This is a genomic window from Nocardia sp. NPDC058518 (genome assembly GCF_042719655.1).
Taxonomy (GTDB): Bacteria; Actinomycetota; Actinomycetes; order Mycobacteriales; family Mycobacteriaceae; genus Nocardia.
Genome location: NZ_JBHXNJ010000039.1, coordinates 35,721 through 53,078, shown reverse-complemented (window position 1 = coordinate 53,078; position 17,358 = coordinate 35,721). Strand labels below are relative to the sequence as shown.

The window sequence follows — 17,358 nt, the reverse complement described above, 5'->3', positions numbered from 1 at the left end:
GCTTGCTCCTTCGTCGCCTACGCAACGGCGCCTGATCGACGGGACGGCCGCGAACCGCCGCTGCGCGGCGCCCCTCCTCGAGGTCGGGGGTGCGGGGTTGAGTGAGTTGGCACGGTGGCAATAATCAGGGCATGAGTGAATGGAAAGCCTTTACCGTCGAGATCGCCGACAACGTTGCCCAGGTCACGCTGACCGGGCCGGGTAAGGGCAATGCGATGGGACCCGATTTCTGGCGCGAGCTGCCGGAAGTCTTCGCCGAGCTCGACGCGGACCCGCAGGTGCGGGCCGTGGTCCTCACGGGGGCGGGCAAGCACTTCTCGTTCGGTCTCGACCTGGCCGCGACCGCGGGGATGCTGGCGCCGGTGCTGGCCGACGACGCCAAGGCGGGGCCGCGCACGGAGTTCCTCAAGGAGGTCCGCCGGATGCAGGCCTCGGTGACGGCGCTGGCCGAGTGCACGAAGCCGGTGATCGCGGCGGTGTCCGGGTGGTGCATCGGCGGTGGGCTCGACCTGATCGCGGCCGCCGATGTTCGGCTGGCCAGCGCCGATGCCAAGTTCAGCCTGCGCGAGGCGAAGGTGGCGATCGTCGCCGATATCGGTTCGCTGCAGCGGCTGCCCGGCATCATCGGCGAGGGCAATCTGCGTGAGCTGGCCTTCACCGCCAAGGACATCGACGCGGTGCGCGCCGAGCGGATGGGTCTGGTGAACGAGGTGTTCGCCGATCAGGAGGCCGTGCTGGCCGCCGCGCACGCGATGGCCCGCGAGATCGCGGACAACCCCCCGCTGGTGGTACAGGGCATCAAGGACGTGCTCGAGCAGCGGACCAGCCCGGCGGTGGCCGACGGCCTGCGTTATGTGTCGACGTGGAACGCGGCGTTCCTGCCGTCGAAGGACCTTCCCGAGGCGATTTCGGCGGTGTTCCAGAAGCGCGCGCCGGAGTTCAAGGGCGAGTAAAGGCAGTTCAAACGGTTGCCCCGGCGACCGTTCTGCCTACATACTTGCATCACACAACTAATTGATTGATGCAAGTAAAGGTAAAAGTGTTGAGTGAGAGTGAGCCCTCGATCGACGCGATCGCGATCCAGCTCGTGCGACTGCACCGGCTGCGCGATCGGGCGATGGCCCAGATCAAGGACCGCTCGGGGATCGACCCGGCGGGGTTCGTCGTGCTGTTCCGGCTGGTGTGTGACGGGCCGATGCGCTCGGGTGCGCTCGCCGAGGCGGTGAATTCGGACGCGTCGACGGTGAGCAGGCAGGTCGCGCAGCTGGTGGAGCGCGGCCTGGTGGTCCGCGCAGCCGACCCGGATGACGGGCGAGCAACGGTGCTCGAGGTGACCGACCACGGGCGCGAGACGGCCGATCGGATCCGGTCACGGCGCCGGAACTCCGTCGCCATCATCACCGAGAACTGGTCGGCCGACGATCGCGCGCTCTTCGCCGGGCTGCTGACGCGGTTCGTCGACGACTACGACGCGGCCCGCCCGGTCCTGCTGACCCAGCCGCCCGCACTGAGCACTACGGAGAACGTTTCGTGACGACAACCGCGGCCCCGGTGGAATCGCCGGCCGGCTTCACCCATCGCCAAATCCTGACCATCCTGTCCGGCCTGATGCTCGGCATGCTGCTGGCCTCACTCGATCAGACGATCGTGTCGACCTCCATCCGCACCATCGCCGACGACCTCGACGGCTATTCGCTGCAGGCCTGGGCAACCACGGCCTACCTGATCACCGCCACGATCAGTACGCCGCTCTACGGCAAACTCTCGGACATGTTCGGCCGAAAGCCGTTCTTCCTGACCGCGATCGGGCTGTTCATCGTCGGTTCGCTGCTGTGCACACTGGCCACGTCGATGTATCAGCTGGCCGCGTTCCGGGCGTTCCAGGGCCTGGGCGCGGGCGGGCTGATGTCGTTGGCGCTGGCCATCATGGGCGACATCATCGGACCCCGTGAGCGAGCCCGCTACCAGGGGTATTTCCTCGCGGTGTTCGGTATTTCGAGCGTGCTCGGGCCGGTGCTCGGCGGTCTGCTGGCCGGGCAGGAAACCATCTTCGGCATCACCGGCTGGCGCTGGGTGTTCCTGGTGAACGTGCCGCTGGGGCTGCTCGCGCTGGTGGTGGTGACCCGGGTACTGAACCTGCCGCGCAAGCCACACGCCACCCATCGCATCGACTTCGCGGGCGCGATGGTGCTCGCGATCGGACTGGTTCCGCTGCTGATCGTGGCCGAACAGGGTCGCGAATGGGGCTGGAGCAGTACATATTCGGTGATCTGTTACGCGATCGGCGCGCTCGGCCTGATCGGGTTCGTCGCGGTGGAGAAGTTCATGGGTGACGCCGCGTTGATCCCGCTGCGGATCTTCGACAACGTGACCTTCGCACTCGGTGTGGTGATCTCGTTCGTCGTCGGTGCGGCGATGTTCGGCGGCATGCTGCTGCTGCCGCAGTACCTGCAGGTGGTGCGCGGTGCCGGGCCGACCGAGGCTGGCCTGCAGATGCTTCCGATGGTGCTCGGGCTGATGACCGGTTCGATCCTCTCGGGTCGGCTGATCTCGAAAACCGGCCGCTACCGGGCCTTCCCGGTGATCGGCGCGATCATGCTGACGCTCGGGTTGTTCCTGCTGCATCTGCTCGGCGCCGACAGCCCGCTGTGGCTGGCGATGGCGTTCATGGCGGTCACCGGCTTCGGCCTCGGCAATCTCATGCAGCCGCTGACCTTGGCGTTGCAGAACGCGTTGCCGCCCAAGGACATGGGTGTGTCCACCGCGTCGGCGACCTTCTTCCGCCAGATCGGCGGTACCCTCGGCGCGGCGGTGTTCCTGTCGATCCTGTTCTCGCTGCTCACCCCGAACATCACCGCCGAAATGCAGCGGTCGGCCGCGGACCCCACCTACCAGCAGGCCGTGATCGAGGGTGCGCAGAGCAGCAATCCGGCCGATGCCGCGCTCGCCAAGGGCTTGCTTGCACACGACACTTCGGCCGCGGGCAAGGTGCTGCAGGACAGCTCGATCATTCAGCAGCTCGACCCAGACCTGGCCAAGCCCTTCCAGGTGGGCTTCGCCGAGTCGATGTCGACGGTGTTCCTCGTCGCGGCGGGCGTCGCGCTGATCGCACTGCTGCTGGTGCTGTTCTGGAAGGAAGTCCCGCTGCGCATGTCGGGCGGGATCCAGGCCGACGGCGATGCCAAGGCCGCCGAAGGGGTTGGTGCGCTGGTCGACACCGCCGCGCAGTCCAGTGTTCTCGCAGACGATCGGCGTGGCGCGGATGTGGGTGCTCGCCCGGGGTCGGGCGCGCCACCGGCATGATCATCAGGTGAGTCGATTCGGCAGCGGCGGGGTCCGGCGGCGGTTACGTCGTCTGCCCGCCGCTGTCGGCTATCTGGGGATCGGCGGGCTGACCGGGATCGCGTCGTTGTTCGCGGTGGTCGCACTGGCGATCGTCGCGGCGGTGAGCCTGATCGGGATCGGGATTCCCGCCCTGCCGGAGGCGGTCAAATTGATCCGGCCGCTGCTGGGAGTCGAGCGGCGCAGGGCGGGCAAACGGCTCGGTACGTCGATCGTGCCCGCCTATCAGCCGTTGACCGGCGACCTGCGTCATCAGCTCGCGACGCTGGCCGCCGATCCGGCGAATCGGCGCGATCTCGCCTGGCTGGTGCTGCACGCCATCATCGGATTGCCATTGGCCGCGCTGGCGGTGGCGCTGCCGCTGAGCGCGGTGCAGCATCTCGCCGTTGCCGGCTACTGGGGTGCGGTGGCCGACGGCACCGTGTCGAGCAGTGGCATCGTGATCGATTCGTGGACCGCCGCCGTGGTGAGCGCGGTGGTCGGCATCGTCTACGGCGCACTCGCGTTGCGTGCGCCCGAGGCGGCGAACGCGCAGGCCCGGCTGGCGCAGGCGTTGCTCGCACCGGACGAGAACGCGCTGCTGGCCGATCGGGTCGTCGAACTGACCGCGACCAGGGCCGCCGCGCTGGACGCCCACGGTGCCGAACTGCGCCGCATCGAACGCGATCTGCACGATGGTGCCCAAGCCAGAATCGCGGCGGTGATCATGCAACTCGGGCTCGCCGAGCAATTGCGCGACCGTGATCGCGATGCCGCCGACCGGATGGTGCGCACCGCACAGGACACGGCTTCGGCGGCCCTGGCCGAACTGCGCGATGTGGTGCGAAGTGTCTACCCGCCGGTGCTCTCGGATCGGGGCCTGAACAGCGCCGTTTCCGCGCTGGCCGCGCGCAGTCCGATCCCGTGTGTGCTCGAGACGAACGGCATCACCCGGCGGCCGATGGCGGTGGAGGCCGCCGCCTATTTCGTGATCGCCGAGGCCATCGCCAACGCGACCAAACACTCCGGCGCCGAATCGCTGTCGATCGAACTGGGCGGGGCGCCCGATCTGCTCACCGTCGAGATCCGCGACGACGGCGTGGGTGGAGCGCGGGTGACGGCTGGCGGCGGTCTCGCTGGCACCCGGCGCAGGGCCGAGGCGCTCGACGGGCAGATGACGCTGAGCAGCCCCGACGGTGGGCCTACTGTGGTGCGGGTGGAGTTGCCGTGCGGGTCGTGATCGCCGAGGACGACGCCCTCCTGCGGGAAGGCCTCGCCCTGCTGTTGAAGACGGCCGGGATCGACGTGGTCGCTGCCGTCGACAATGCCGACGACTTCCTCGCCGTCGTCACCGCCGACCGGCCCGACGTGGTGGTGGTCGACGTGCGGCTCCCGCCCACCTTCACCGACGACGGCCTGCGCGCCGCGGTGCGCGCCAGGACCGTCCACCCGGGGCTGCCGGTGCTCGTCCTGTCCTCCTACGTGGAGGACAGTTACGCCTCCGAACTGCTCGGCGACGGTCGCGGTGGCGTCGGGTACCTGCTCAAGGAACGGGTCGGCAAGGTCGACCGGTTTCTCGAATCCCTGCACCGCGTCGCCGCCGGTGGCACCGCGATGGACCCGGAAGTGATCGCACAACTGCTGGTGCGCCGCAAGGTCGACGATCCGCTGTCCACGCTGACCGCCCGCGAACGCGAAGTGCTCGCGCTGATGGCCGAAGGACAGGACAACTCCGCCATCGCGGCACGCCTTGTCGTCACCGAAGGCGCTGTGCTCAAACACATTCGCAGTATTTTCGCCAAGCTCGGGCTCGCCGCCGACGAATCGGGGCACCGCCGGGTCCTCGCCGTACTGGCATACCTGGACTCGCGGCCCGGACCGTCCTGATAGATCAGGTCGGTCTCACGACGCACACACGACGGTGTCGAAGGCCCGCTCGACAACCTTCGCCTTGTCCTCGCTGGTCGGCAGCTCGTTCACGGTGATGGTCACCGCGACGCCGTCGGCGGTGACACCGGTACGGGTGTCGAAACCGGGGATGCTGCCGCCGTGGGCGACGGTCTTCTTGCCGCACGAGGTGGTCTGCTCGACGAGGCCCAAACCGTAACCAGCCGAGGGCATTCGGTCGAAGGGCACTGTCTGGCGCATCTGTTCGAGTTGGGCGGCGGGCAGCAGCTTTCCTTCCAGTAAGGCGATGAAGAAGCGGTTCAGGTCCGAGCCGGTGGCGATCATCGCGCCCGCGGTATCGCCCCATGAAGGGTCGAACTCGGTGAAATCGACACGGGCACCATCGATTTCCTGGTACCCGCGCGGGTGTGGCGTGCGCAGGCCGGTGTCGCCGGAAGCGGGGAAGTAGGTATCCCGCAAGCCGAGTGGCTCGATGATCCTGGTGGTGATCTCGGTGGCGGCCGGACGGCCGGTGACCTGATCGATCAGCATGCCGAGCAGGATGTAGTTGGTGTTGGTGTAGACCGAGCGGGCGCCGGGTTCGTGTCGCGGCGGCATCGTCATCGCGATGCGGACCAGTTCGGCGGGCGAATAGTGGCGCAGGCGGATGAGTTCCGGATCGGGTTCGATCTGCTGCGTGCCGGGGTCGGCGCGCAGGCTGGGATCGCCACCGGCCACGTAGTCCGGTAGGCCGCTGGTGTGCTGGAGCAGTTGCCGCACGGTGATGCGGTTGCCGTCGTTGCCGCTGCCCTGCACGACTCCGGGCAGGTACCGCTCGACGGGAGCATCGAGCTCGACCTTGCCCTCGGCGACCAATTGCAGGACCACGGTCGCGACGAAACTCTTGGTATTGCTGCCGATCCGGACGTACGCGTTGTCGGGTATCGGTGCGCCGGTGTCGATATCACCGACCCCGGCGGAAATGGTCCGTTCGCCGGCCGCGGTGGTGATCACGGCCTGGGCGCCGGGGAATCCCGCCTGCACCACCGCTTCGAGCGCCTGCCGGATCTCGGGCCGATCGGGTTGCGCGGCGGTGGCGCTGTTCCCGGGGCCGCACGCCGTGACGGCCAACAGTGCGAGCAATCCGGTTCCGGCCGCGATGGCGCGCAGTGACTTGCTCGAAAAAGTGTTGTCGGTCTGCATGATTCGAGCCTAGGAACGGGCGGCTGCGGTGCCTATGCCGCGCGCACCCGAATCGAAGGTGGTGTCAGCACTACCAGGGGTGGGGTAGGTGAAGCGACCAAGGGGAGCGCGAACCTACCCCTAGGGGTGGCTGTTCAAACCCCTGCGCCGCAATAACTTCGAGACGTCGAAACAACTTCGAGAAGTCGAAATTGCACGCATCAGGAGAAACAGCATGCGCATCAAATCCACTATCGCCGCCGCTGCGCTGGCCGTCGCGACCGTCGCCGGGGTGTCGGCGGTCGGTGCGGGCAGTGCCGCCGCGGCGCCGTACGGCACGTATTACGGCACGTACTACGAGCTCTACCAGTGCCGCGCGGCCGGGGAGGATCCGTACACCGGTGGGTACTACTGGGAGTGCACGGAGACCTGGGACGGCTGGGACCTCTACATCTGGTACTGACAAAAACGGGAAGTCCGAAACTCTTCGGACTTCCCGTTTTTCGTAGGTCTATCGGCTCAGTGGCCGGATTCCTTCAGCCGGGCGAAGGACTCGTCGATGATCTTCTCGGCCTCGGCGCGGCCCAGCCACTCCGAACCCTCGACGTACTTGCCGGGCTCGAGATCCTTGTAGCGCTCGAAGAAGTGCTTGATCGCCGACAGTTCGAACTCCGAGACGTCGCCCAGGTCCTGGATGTGGTCCCAGCGCGGGTCGCCCGCGGGGACACACAGCACCTTGTCGTCGCCACCGGCCTCGTCGGTCATGCGGTACACGCCGACCGGGCGGGCCTCGACGATCACACCGGGGAACACCGACTCGGGCAGCAGCACCAGCGCGTCCAGCGGGTCGCCGTCTTCGCCGAGGGTGTTCTCGATGAAGCCGTAGTCGGCCGGGTAGCCCATGGAGGTGTACAGGTACCGGTCGAGCTTGACCCGGCCGCTCTCGTGATCGACCTCGTACTTGTTCCGAGAACCCTTGGGAATCTCGATGGTGACGTCGAACTCCACGCCATCTCCTTGCTCGTTCGAGTGCTGGTCTGTGCCGAATCGCCAGATCGTTCTGGGGAACCGTTGCGCAACGAGGATAGTGTGGTGTGCTGGTACACCGGTGCGGCAGGCGGCTGTAGTCGCGCAGTCGAGGCGTGTCGGGCGGCGTTGAGGGAGACACGGTCGTGGTCGATACAGGCGGCAGCAATCCGGGATCACAGGTGCAGCGGCGCCGTGGGTCCGGCTGGATCTGGTTGTCGGCGGTGGTCGTCGCGCTCCTGGTGATCGCGGGCGGTTTCGCGGCGATCGCACAGCCATGGACGCCGGAATTCCGGCACGGCGGGCTCACCGTGGCGCCGCCGCCGGATACGGGCCAGGTGTTTCCCGAGGTGGCGCCTGCCCGATCGGACGCGCCCGCGCCGACGGTGGCGGGGATCGCCGCGGCACTCGCGCCGGTGGTCGGGAACCCTGATCTGGGTGCTTTCGCGGGTCAGGTGACCGATCCGGGCAGCGGGGCGGTGCTGTGGAGTCAGGACCCGGCCAAGGCGATGATTCCGTCGTCGACGGCGAAGATCATGCTGGTCGCGGCGGCATTGCTGACGTTGCCCGATGATCAGCGGGTGGTCACGAAGGTGCTCGCAGGTGCGCCCGGCGAGCTGGTGCTGGTCGCCGGTGGGGATCCGACGCTCACCACGCAGGCCGCCGGTGGCTACTACACCGACGGCGCGCGGATCTCGGATCTGGCCGCGCAGGTGCGGGCCGCGGGCAGGCAGGCGAACGCGATCGTGGTCGACACATCCGCCTACTCCGGGCCGACCATGGCTTCGGGCTGGGATCCGATCGACATTCCGGAAGGGTCGATCACGCCGATCGAACCGATCATGGTCGATGGGGGCCGGTTCGATCCGTCGGCCGACTATTCCCCGCGCACCGCGAACCCCGCGCTCGACGCGGGCCGGGCACTGGCGGCCGAGCTGGGTATCGACCCGGGTGCCGTGCGGGTCGGTCCGGCCGTGCAGAACGGGGCCCAGATCGCGAAGGTCGAATCGGCACCGCTGCGAGTTCGCCTGCACGACATGATGATTCATTCCGACAATGTGCTGGCCGAGACCATCGGGCGTGAGCTGGCGGTGGCGTCGGGACAGCCCGCGTCCTTCGCCGGAGCGGTCGCGGCTACCTCGGCGGCCCTGTCGGCGGCCGGCTTCGACATCACCGGACTGCACTTGGCCGACAACAGCGGGCTCTCCGTCGATGACCGGGTGTCGCCGAAGCTGCTCGATTCGATCATGGCGACCGCCGCCAAGCCGACCGGCGCCGCGGCGGTGGTGCCCGCCGGAACACAGGCCAGGCCCGAAAACGACCCGCGCGCGGCGGCTCTCGCGCCGATGCTGGACTACCTGCCCGTCGCGGGCGGCACCGGCACGCTCGCGCCGCGCTTCGTCACGCAGAACCGCCAGGGTGCGGGGTGGGTTCGGGCCAAGACCGGAACTCTGAGCGTGGCCAGCGCGTTGGTCGGATATGTACTCGACCGCGATGGGCGGGTGCTCACCTTCGCACTCATGTCGAACGACAGGTTGCCGGAGCAGAGCAGGCCGGCGCTCGACGCGGTGGCGGGTGCCCTGCGCAACTGCGGATGCTCGTAGAGACAGGTGGCTATGACCGACAAGACCGAGCGCAAGAGTTCCGGCTTCAGCGGAGCGGTGGATTGGCGGCTGGCCGCGCGGACGGGGGCGCTGCTCGCGCCCGCCGGGCCGCGCGTGTCGAGGGCGACGGCGGAACAGGTCGTCGCCGAGTTGGCGTCTGCCTCGGTGCTGGCCGAACTGCCGGTGCGTGAGGTCAGCGGGTTGCTCGACGATCGGCCGGTGCCGGAGGCGCGGATCGTCGACCGGCCGGGGTGGATCTCCGCGGCCGCCGATTCGATGTCGGTGCTCACCGGCATCGAGTCCGCCGACAGCGGCAGGCTCGTCGGGAAACCGGCGGGCGTCCAGGCCGGGACGATGCTGGCGTTCCTGTCCACCGCGATTCTCGGGCAGTACGACCCGTTCACCGGCGAGGACGGCACATTGCTGCTGGTCGCGCCCAATATTCTCGGTGTCGAGCGGGCGCTCGGCGTCGATCCGAGCGACTTCCGGTTGTGGGTGTGCCTGCACGAGGTGACGCACCGGGTGCAGTTCTCGTCGGCGCCCTGGCTGGCCGGGTATATGCGCACCAATGTGGACATCTTGAGCGAGGTCGGCGAGGAGCCGATGAGCGAGATGCTCACGCGGTTGGTCGGTGAGGTGCGGGCCCGGCGAAATGGGGACAACGCCGACGATCCGAACAGTCGTGGCGTGGTCGGGCTGTTGCGTGCGGCCCAGGCGCCGCCGCAGCGAGAGGCGCTGGATCGGCTGTTGATGCTCGGCACGCTGCTGGAGGGCCACGCCGACCACGTGATGGACGCCGTCGGACCCGCTGTGGTGCCGACCGTCGCCGATATCAGGGCCGCCTTCGATCGGCGCAGGCAGCGGCCTTCGAACCCGATTCAGCGGTTACTCAGGGCGCTGCTCGGGGTGGATGCGAAGGTCGCGCAGTACGTCCGGGGCAAGAAGTTCGTCGACGCGGTGGTCGAGCGGGTGGGAGTCGCGGAGTTCAACACGGTGTGGACGAACGCGGACACGCTGCCGCTGCTGGACGAGGTCGATGAGCCGGAGCGGTGGATTCGCCGGGTGCTGGGGTAGGTCGGCTCGGTAACCTGCAGAGATGATGATGTCGCCCGGCGGGTTGCGACTGCCGGAGACCGCGGCGGTGCTCGCTGTGCGGCGAGGTGTGCGGGACTGGGTCGCGGGGCAGGGCGGGCGCGGGCCGGTAGTCGTCGGGTTGTCCGGTGGGGCTGATTCGCTGGCTCTGGTGGCTGCCGCTGTCGTCGAGGCGGGTGCGGTGACCGCGGTGGTGGTCGATCATCGATTGCAGGAGGGGTCGGGAGAGGTTGCCGAGCGGGCGGCTGAACAGGCGCGCGGGCTCGGGTGTGTGGCGGCGGTGGTTGTTCCTGTCGAGGTGGGGCGTGCGGGCGGGGTGGAGGCAGCCGCGCGGACGGCTCGGTACGCGGCGCTGGAGTCGATGCGGGACGGGCGGCCGGTGTTGCTCGGGCACACCCTCGATGATCAGGCCGAGACCGTGTTGCTCGGGTTGGCGCGCGGGTCCGGGGGCCGGTCGATTCAGGGAATGGTGGCGTGGAATTCGCCGTGGGGGAGGCCGTTGCTCGGGGTGCGGCGGGCGCAGACGGTGCAGATGTGTGCTGATCTCGGGATCGAACCGTGGGACGACCCGCACAACGCCGACCCCGGATACACCAGAGTGCGGGTGCGCAACGAAGTGCTGCCGCTGCTCGAAGAGGTGCTCGGGGGCGGGGTGGCCAAGGCGCTGGCGCGCACCGCCGATCAGCTCCGTGCGGATGGCGCGGTCCTCGATACCTACGCCGACGAGCTACTTCGGGCGGCGCGCTCGATCGGCACCGGTGCGGACAGTGGTCCCGGCGACACCGATCGGCCGACGCTGTCGATCGAGATCCTGGCCACTGCGCCGCCCGCGCTGCGTCGCCGGGCCGTGCGCACCTGGCTCGCCGATCAGGGTGTCGCCGGGCTCATGAACGCCCATTTACAGGCGATCGACGAGCTGGTGAGCAACTGGCGCGGGCAGGGCGGGGTGGCTGTGGGGGGCGGATCGAGGGACCACAGGTTGGTCGTGACGCGCGAACATGGCACGCTGGCGGTGCGAGCACAGCCGCGCATTTGATGCCACGAAGGGACACCCACTTCCGTGTACGGAGACGACATCGCATCGGTGCTGATCACCGAAGACGAGATCAAAGCCAAGATCGAGGAACTGGCCGAGCTCGTCGCCAAGCGATACCCGCCCGATTCCCCCGAAGGCGACCTCCTGCTGATCTGCGTTCTCAAGGGCGCGATCTTCTTCATGACCGACTTCGCCAGGGCGCTGTCGATCCCCACCCAGCTCGAATTCATGGCCGTGTCGTCCTACGGGTCGTCCACCTCGTCCTCGGGCGTGGTGCGGATCATGAAGGACCTGGACAAGGACATCGCGGGCCGCAACGTCCTGATCGTCGAGGACATCATCGACTCGGGTCTGACCCTGTCCTGGCTCAAGCGCAACCTGTCCACCCGCAACCCGGCCTCGCTGGAAGTAGTCACCCTGCTCCGCAAGCCCGACGCTCTGCGCACCCCCGTCGACGTCGCCCATGTCGGCTTCGACATCCCCAACGAATTCGTCGTCGGCTACGGCCTCGACTACGCCGAGCGCTACCGCGACCTCCCTTACATCGGCACCCTCAACCCGGCTGTGTACTCGTAATACTGGAGCGCTGGCGCGCTCGAGTTCGCGGCCCCGCCGGTCCCGTCGATCAGGCACCGTTGCTTGCTCCTTCGTCGCCTACGCAACGGCACCTGATCGACGGGACGGCCGCGAACCGCCGACTGCGTCGGCGGCCCCTCCTCATGGTCGGGGCGTGCGGGGCTGGGGATCGACGACCCTGATCAGTGCCCGGATATCGGCTTCGATCGCGCGGAACAGCACGTAGGAGCCGATGAAGGCGATGACGCTGCCGAGGTAGACCGCGCGCAGCGAGACCAGGGTCGGCAGCAGATCCTCGGTGGGAAGCAAGGTGATGGCGACCATCGCGATCAGCGGGATGGACGCGGCGACCGCCAGGTACCAGCCGCAGCGCTGGAGAAGTCCGCGCAGCGCTGCGGCATCGGTGTGGAACCGGTGGCCTTGCTGGAGGAAGATCGGGTAGACGCAGCGGACCATGTAAAAGGTGATCAGGAAGAACGCGTAGGTCACCGCGACCGCGCACCCGATGGCGTTCGACGTCAGGAATTGCACCGTGGTGCGGGTCCCCAGGTGACCGGTGCTGGCCTTCACCGTGGCGGGCAGAACAGCGGCCGCTGTGACCCAGAACAGCACCGCGACAACAACTGCCCGGTCGCCCAGGTACAGCGATTGCCTTCCGGCCTGCGCCAGTGCGCCGGTGCTCACGCGCCGTCCGGCCCGCAAGGCGCGCGGAATCAGGATCGCGTGGCGGGACAGGTAGACCAGTATCACCGCGCCGAGCGCGAAAGCCATCACATTGGTGACCACCGAGACGATGTGCACCGCTTCACGAGCGGCGGGTTCGAGCCGCTGCACCAGCAGACCGGAGTTCTGCCAGGTCTTGTACCGCACGGCGAGCGCGTTGGGCACCGCGATCGCCAGTGCCATCAGCGGCACCATGAAGGGCCGCAAGCGAATTCGGTAGGAACCGGCGGGCGGGTCGACCAGGTTTCGGCTGCGCGGGTCCAGGCACAGATCGAACTGCTCGGCGAGAACCGTGCCGTCGGGCCAGCGGTCTGTTCGCTCAGGTCGCAAGCAGCGCAACAACACCCGGCGCAGCGCGGGCGGGCAGTTCGGCGGAAGCCGGCGCAGCGCCGAATCACTCACGCCCGCACTCCGCGAGGTGAGCATCGCTTCGAGTCTGGTCTGATCCCCCCAGGCGGGGTCGTCCGCGCCGGTGTCGTCGAACGGCTTTGTGCCGGTGAGCAATTCCCAGAGCAGCACGCCCAGTGAGAAGAGATCGGAGCGTGCTTCGAGGTCGGCGGCACTGCGATCGTGGCCGGGATGGCTGGCCTCGAGCTGCTCGGGCGACATGTAGGCGAGCGACCCGCCGAAATACGAGAGCGGGCTGGTGCCCGCCTTCTCGCTGAAGCTGATATTGAAATCGGCGAGCTTGGGCACACCCTCGGCCGTGAGCAGGACATTCGCCGGCTTCACATCACGGTGCAGCACGCCACGGTCGGCCGCGTGATCGAGCGCCGCGGCCAGGCGCCTGCCCAGCCAGGCCACGGTGTCGGGCCAGCTGAGTTCGGCGATCTCGCGGCGGACGCTCGAATCCGACGGACGGATTTCGCCCTTCTCCGCCATCGCCGCATCGATCGCGTCGAGCAGGAGCCTGCCGCTGCGTTCGGCGGGTGGGGTCGCGCGCACCCAGCGCAGCAGCCCGAGCAGGGTGCCACCGGGCAGGAATTGCATGTACAGCAGACGCAGGCGGGGTGAGCCGTCGTCCGGTGGATCGAGCACCAGCTGATCGAAGACACGCACGATGTACTCGTGGTCGAGCTGGGCCAGGGTTTGTGGCTCGGTGCCGCTGTCGGCGGAGATCTTCACCGCGACCAAACGCTGCATCGAGCGCTGCCTGGCGAGGAAGACCCGGGCGAACGCGCCCGAACCGAGCTCGGTGAGCAGCTCGAAGTCGCCTATTCGCGCGCCCGCCTCGAACCGGTCGAGCCCGCGACGATCGGTGGGGTGCATGGTGGCGGTGCGGTCGAGCGAGGGACGGGTCGCCTCGGTGATGACTGTCGAGCTCACGACGGGGCATACGGACGCGGGCGCACAGAAGTTCATCCGTGCCGGGCATCGTCAGCTGACTACGCGTTCCAGGGCTTTCAAGTCGGCTTCCAGTGCGCGGAAGAGCAGGTAGGAGGCGATGAAGGCGAAGATGCCGCCGACGCAGAGGACCCGGACGGCGACGATCACGGCCGGGATATCGCCGGGCGGGAGGAAGGTGACACCCGCTACCGCGAGCAGGGGGACCGAGGCCGCGACCGCGAGGTACCAGGTGCAGCGGCGGCTCAGCGCGCGGAGCCAGGTGCTGTCGTCGGTACTGATCTCACCGTGGCGAAGGAAGATCGGGTAGATGCAGCGGACCAGGTAGAACGTCACGAGGAAGAACGGGTAGGCGACGGCGATCGCGCCGCAGACCAGCAGGGATGCGAGAAAGTGGACCACGGCGCGGCTGGGGACGTCACCCGCGGCCAATTGCAGCGCGATCGGGAAGGTGAGCCCGGAGATCGCCCACAGCGAGAACACGACGATCACGACCCGGTCGCCGATGCGCAAGGTGTCGTGTCTGGTGCGGCGCAGGATCTCTGGGTCGTAGCGGCGGCCGTGGCGAAGCCCGCGCGGCACGGAGAGCACGAAACGGGCAAGGTAGATGAGCACCGCCGCGCCAAGCGGGAAGAAGACCACGTTCACGCCCGCGGTGATCACGACGAACGATTGCTGGGCGGTCTCGCTGAGCCTGCTCACCACCAGATTCTGGTTGTGCTGAATGTTGTACCAGGAAGCAAGTGCGTTGGGAACGCCGATCGCCAAGATCATCACCAGCAACGGCCACTTGCGCCACTGCATCCGCCAGCTGTTCGGCGGCGGGTCGACGAGGTCGCGGGCGCGGGCGTCCAGGCACAGGTCGAACTGCTTGGCCAGCACGCCACCGTCGGCCCAGCGACGCGACCTGTCCGGGTCGAGGCAGGTCAGCAGGACGCGGCGCAGGGCAGTGGGACAGTTCGCCGGAACTCGGTCCAGCGCGGCGGGGTCGACGCCGACGGTTCGTCGTTCGAGCATCGCTTCGAGAGTGGTTTCGTCGCCACGACCCTCGGCTTCGGCCGTGCTGTCGTCGAACGGCTTCGCGCCGGTCAGCAGTTCCCACAGGACGACGCCGAGGGAGAAGATATCGCTGCGGGTGTCGAGGTCGGCGGCGGTGCGGCCGAGGCTGGGGTGACAGGCCTCCAGCTGTTCGGGCGACATGTAGGACAGCGATCCGCCGAAGTAGGCCACCGGGCTTGTCCCTGCGACGGTGCGGCTGAAACTGATGTTGAAGTCGGCGAGCTTGGGGACACCTTCGGCGGTGAGCAGTACATTCGCCGGTTTCACATCGCGGTGCAAGACCCCGTGCTCGGCCGCGTAATCGAGGGCCTCGGCCAGCCGCCTGCCCAGCCAGGCGACCGTTTCCGGCCAGCTCAGGGCGGCGATTTCGGAGCGCACGCTCGAATCGGTCGGGCGGATCTCGCCCTTCTCCTCCATGGCCGCGTCCACCGCGTCGAGCAGCAGTTTGCCGCTGCGCTCGGCGGGTGGGGTCGCGCGGACCCAGCGCAGCAGGCCGAGCAGAGTGCCGCCGGGCAGGAACTGCATGTAGAGCAGGCGCAGGCGTCGTGAACCCGAGGGGGCCGAGTCGGTGTCGAGCAGCCGTTGGTCGAACACGCGCACGATGTAGTCGTGGTCGAGCTGGGCCAGGGTCTGGGGTTCGGTGCCGCGGTCGGCGGAGATCTTCACCGCGACCAGACGCTGCATCGACGTCTGCCGGGCCAGGAAGACGCGCGCGAACGCACCCGCACCGAGCCCGGTGAGCAGTTCGAAATCGCCGATGCGCTGGCCGACCTCGATGCGGTCGAGCGGCTCGAACTCGCCGGGCCCCGAGTGCGCGACCGTCGCGGCCGACGTGGCGGTCGCGGTGAGGTCGAGATGCGGGCTGGTCACGTGGGTACTACGAGTCGAGTCCGGCGTTCGGTTCATCGTCGCGTCGAGATCGTCGGACCGGTGGGTGCTCTGATCGAGCTCGTCGGTATTGAGCAGACCGCGCAGACTGGCCGCCTGCTCGGGGTATTCGCGCAGGCAATCGCGCGGATCGACGCGTTCGCCGCTGTGCCTGCGGATGACGAATTCCTCGAACACCAGTCCGGCGGGTAGCGTCGCGCGATCGAGTTCGGGGAACTCGGCGCAGTAGTTGATCAGCCGCTTGCGCGCGATGTCGGTGCCCGTGTGATGCAGCCAGCGCTGGCGCAGGTCGACCCGGATCAGTTCGTGCAGCGCCTGTGCGCGCAAGGTGGCGGCGTCGGGGAGGAACTCGGCGATCTCGGGCGGGCGCTCGGCGGCCGCACCCCACGCGGCGGCGAACGCCTCGACCATGTCGGCGCGCACATTCGTGGCCCGACCGGCTGTCTCGTCGGGTTGTCCCCCGCTTCCGGTGCTATCGCTCATCAACCGACCTAAGAGTTCGCGCGGATCGGTGCGAAATTCATTCCGCCACACCCGCCGCCATCGCCGGAGAGCTGTACTAGAAATGATAACTTGCGCCTCTAGAGCTGATCACCCGAATTTCGACGACCATGCGACGGGGGCGAATCCGCAGATGAACGAAGACCTCACAGCGGTAGCATGGGAGTCCGTCGACGACGACGGCGTAACGGACGCTGAGGTGACGATGGACTCGTCCCGCCCTCCTGCCGACGAATACCCCATCGGCGGCCCCGCTGCGGCACTGGCCGCCCGGGTCCGTGCCGGCACCATCACGCCCGCCGACGTCACCGCCGACGCGCTCGCCCGAATCGCCTCGGAGAATCGCAAGATCAACGCGTTCACGGTGGTGCGAGCCGAGCGGGCCAGAGCCGAAGCGCGGGAACTGGCCGCCAGACTGGACCTCGACGAGTTGCCGCTGGCCGGTGTGCCGGTGGCGGTGAAGCAGAACATCGCGGTGACCGGGGAGCAGACCCGCGCGGGTTCGGCGGCCACCTCCGCCGAGGCGGCGAGCCTCGATCACCCGGTGGTGGCCCGGTTGCGGGCCGCGGGCGCGATCGTTGTCGGGTTGACGGCCATGCCGGAACTCGGTTTGTGGGCCAGTACCGACTCCGAAGGGTGCGTCACGCGTAATCCACGCGATGTCGGCCGGTCACCGGGGGGATCCTCGGGTGGCGCGGCCGCCGCGGTGGCCGCCGGACTCGTTCCGATCGCGCACGGCAACGACGGCCTCGGGTCGATCCGGGTGCCCGCCGCCGCGTGTGGAGTTTTCGGGATCAAGCCAGGTAGACACGTCGTGCCCTCGCAGATCGGCGCCGATTCCTGGGCGGGACTGGCCGAGAACGGCGTGCTCGCGACGACGGTGTCGGACGCGGCACTGGCGCTGTCGGTGCTGGCTGGCCGCTCCGACCTGGCCGAACTACGCAAGCCACAGCGACTACGCATCGGGCTGGCCGTGGCTCCGCCGTCGCGACTGGTCCGCATGGATCGGCATTGGACGGCGGCGGCGCGCCCCCCCGGGGGGGGCCCGCGCCGGGCGGGGCCCCCCGGGGTCAACCCGGCGGCCCCCCGACCCCCCCCCGCGCCGGGGTGGTGTGGGAC

At 68.4% G+C, this 17,358-nt stretch carries 15 protein-coding genes; 11 read left to right on the top strand and 4 right to left on the bottom strand.

Going from position 1 to position 17,358, the window contains the following annotated elements:
• The first annotated feature begins 131 nt into the window (after window positions 1–131).
• From ACFWPX_RS36260 to ACFWPX_RS36240, 5 genes are all read left to right on the top strand, one after another.
• Window positions 132–953, top strand: a complete 822-nt coding sequence (locus ACFWPX_RS36260; RefSeq protein ID WP_378933377.1) for a crotonase/enoyl-CoA hydratase family protein — start codon at window positions 132–134, stop codon at window positions 951–953.
• Between the two features lie 86 nt (window positions 954–1,039).
• Window positions 1,040–1,534 (top strand): MarR family winged helix-turn-helix transcriptional regulator, encoded by a 495-nt coding sequence (locus ACFWPX_RS36255; protein ID WP_378933374.1) that lies wholly within the window; start codon window positions 1,040–1,042, stop codon window positions 1,532–1,534.
• Window positions 1,531–3,303: an MDR family MFS transporter gene (locus tag ACFWPX_RS36250; protein ID WP_378933371.1), complete on the top strand. Its 1,773-nt coding sequence runs from the start codon at window positions 1,531–1,533 to the stop codon at window positions 3,301–3,303. The genes ACFWPX_RS36255 and ACFWPX_RS36250 overlap by 4 nt, the downstream gene beginning before the upstream one ends.
• Window positions 3,304–3,310: 7 nt before the next feature.
• Window positions 3,311–4,561, top strand: a complete 1,251-nt coding sequence (locus tag ACFWPX_RS36245) for a sensor histidine kinase (protein ID WP_378933367.1) — start codon at window positions 3,311–3,313, stop codon at window positions 4,559–4,561.
• Window positions 4,549–5,208: a response regulator gene (locus tag ACFWPX_RS36240; protein WP_378918513.1), complete on the top strand. Its 660-nt coding sequence runs from the start codon at window positions 4,549–4,551 to the stop codon at window positions 5,206–5,208. The genes ACFWPX_RS36245 and ACFWPX_RS36240 overlap by 13 nt, the downstream gene beginning before the upstream one ends.
• 15 nt (window positions 5,209–5,223) lie before the next feature.
• On the opposite strand, the gene ACFWPX_RS36235 is transcribed toward ACFWPX_RS36240, so the two are convergent.
• Window positions 5,224–6,411, bottom strand: coding sequence for a serine hydrolase domain-containing protein (locus ACFWPX_RS36235; protein ID WP_378933364.1), 1,188 nt, complete (start codon window positions 6,409–6,411; stop codon window positions 5,224–5,226).
• A gap of 214 nt (window positions 6,412–6,625) precedes the next feature.
• Between ACFWPX_RS36235 and ACFWPX_RS36230 the strand changes: the two genes are divergently transcribed.
• Window positions 6,626–6,853: a hypothetical protein gene (locus ACFWPX_RS36230; RefSeq protein WP_378918509.1), complete on the top strand. Its 228-nt coding sequence runs from the start codon at window positions 6,626–6,628 to the stop codon at window positions 6,851–6,853.
• 56 nt (window positions 6,854–6,909) lie between these two features.
• Here ACFWPX_RS36230 and ACFWPX_RS36225 read toward each other — a convergent pair whose 3' ends face one another.
• Window positions 6,910–7,398: an inorganic diphosphatase gene (locus tag ACFWPX_RS36225; RefSeq protein ID WP_266297542.1), complete on the bottom strand. Its 489-nt coding sequence runs from the start codon at window positions 7,396–7,398 to the stop codon at window positions 6,910–6,912.
• 164 nt (window positions 7,399–7,562) lie between these two features.
• Here ACFWPX_RS36225 and dacB point away from each other — a divergent pair, with 164 nt between their 5' ends.
• Genes dacB through hpt form a run of 4 tightly spaced genes read left to right on the top strand, consistent with a single transcriptional unit; the run spans window position 7,563 to window position 11,724 of the window.
• Entirely contained in the window at window positions 7,563–9,020 is a 1,458-nt protein-coding gene (gene dacB, locus ACFWPX_RS36220; protein ID WP_378933361.1) for a D-alanyl-D-alanine carboxypeptidase/D-alanyl-D-alanine-endopeptidase, read from the top strand.
• Between the two features lie 12 nt (window positions 9,021–9,032).
• On the top strand, window positions 9,033–10,094 hold the full coding sequence (locus tag ACFWPX_RS36215; protein WP_378918504.1) for a zinc-dependent metalloprotease: 1,062 nt from the start codon (window positions 9,033–9,035) through the stop codon (window positions 10,092–10,094).
• Between the two features lie 22 nt (window positions 10,095–10,116).
• Window positions 10,117–11,148 (top strand): tRNA lysidine(34) synthetase TilS, encoded by a 1,032-nt coding sequence (tilS, locus tag ACFWPX_RS36210; RefSeq protein ID WP_378933356.1) that lies wholly within the window; start codon window positions 10,117–10,119, stop codon window positions 11,146–11,148.
• A gap of 24 nt (window positions 11,149–11,172) precedes the next feature.
• The gene (gene hpt / locus ACFWPX_RS36205; RefSeq protein ID WP_056819061.1) at window positions 11,173–11,724 is read left to right on the top strand and encodes a hypoxanthine phosphoribosyltransferase; all 552 of its coding nucleotides are present in this window, start codon (window positions 11,173–11,175) and stop codon (window positions 11,722–11,724) included.
• A gap of 141 nt (window positions 11,725–11,865) precedes the next feature.
• Here hpt and ACFWPX_RS36200 read toward each other — a convergent pair whose 3' ends face one another.
• Together ACFWPX_RS36200 and ACFWPX_RS36195 are read right to left on the bottom strand one after the other, a co-directional pair.
• Window positions 11,866–13,773, bottom strand: coding sequence for a protein kinase (locus ACFWPX_RS36200; protein WP_378933353.1), 1,908 nt, complete (start codon window positions 13,771–13,773; stop codon window positions 11,866–11,868).
• Between the two features lie 51 nt (window positions 13,774–13,824).
• Window positions 13,825–16,221 carry a protein kinase gene (locus tag ACFWPX_RS36195; protein ID WP_378933350.1) on the bottom strand — a complete coding sequence of 799 codons (2,397 nt, stop codon included), beginning with the start codon at window positions 16,219–16,221 and terminating at the stop codon, window positions 13,825–13,827.
• A gap of 151 nt (window positions 16,222–16,372) precedes the next feature.
• On the opposite strand from ACFWPX_RS36195, the gene ACFWPX_RS36190 reads away from it, so the two are divergent.
• Window positions 16,373–17,358: amidase family protein (locus ACFWPX_RS36190; protein ID WP_378933347.1), on the top strand; the 986-nt coding region annotated here is incomplete at its 3' end.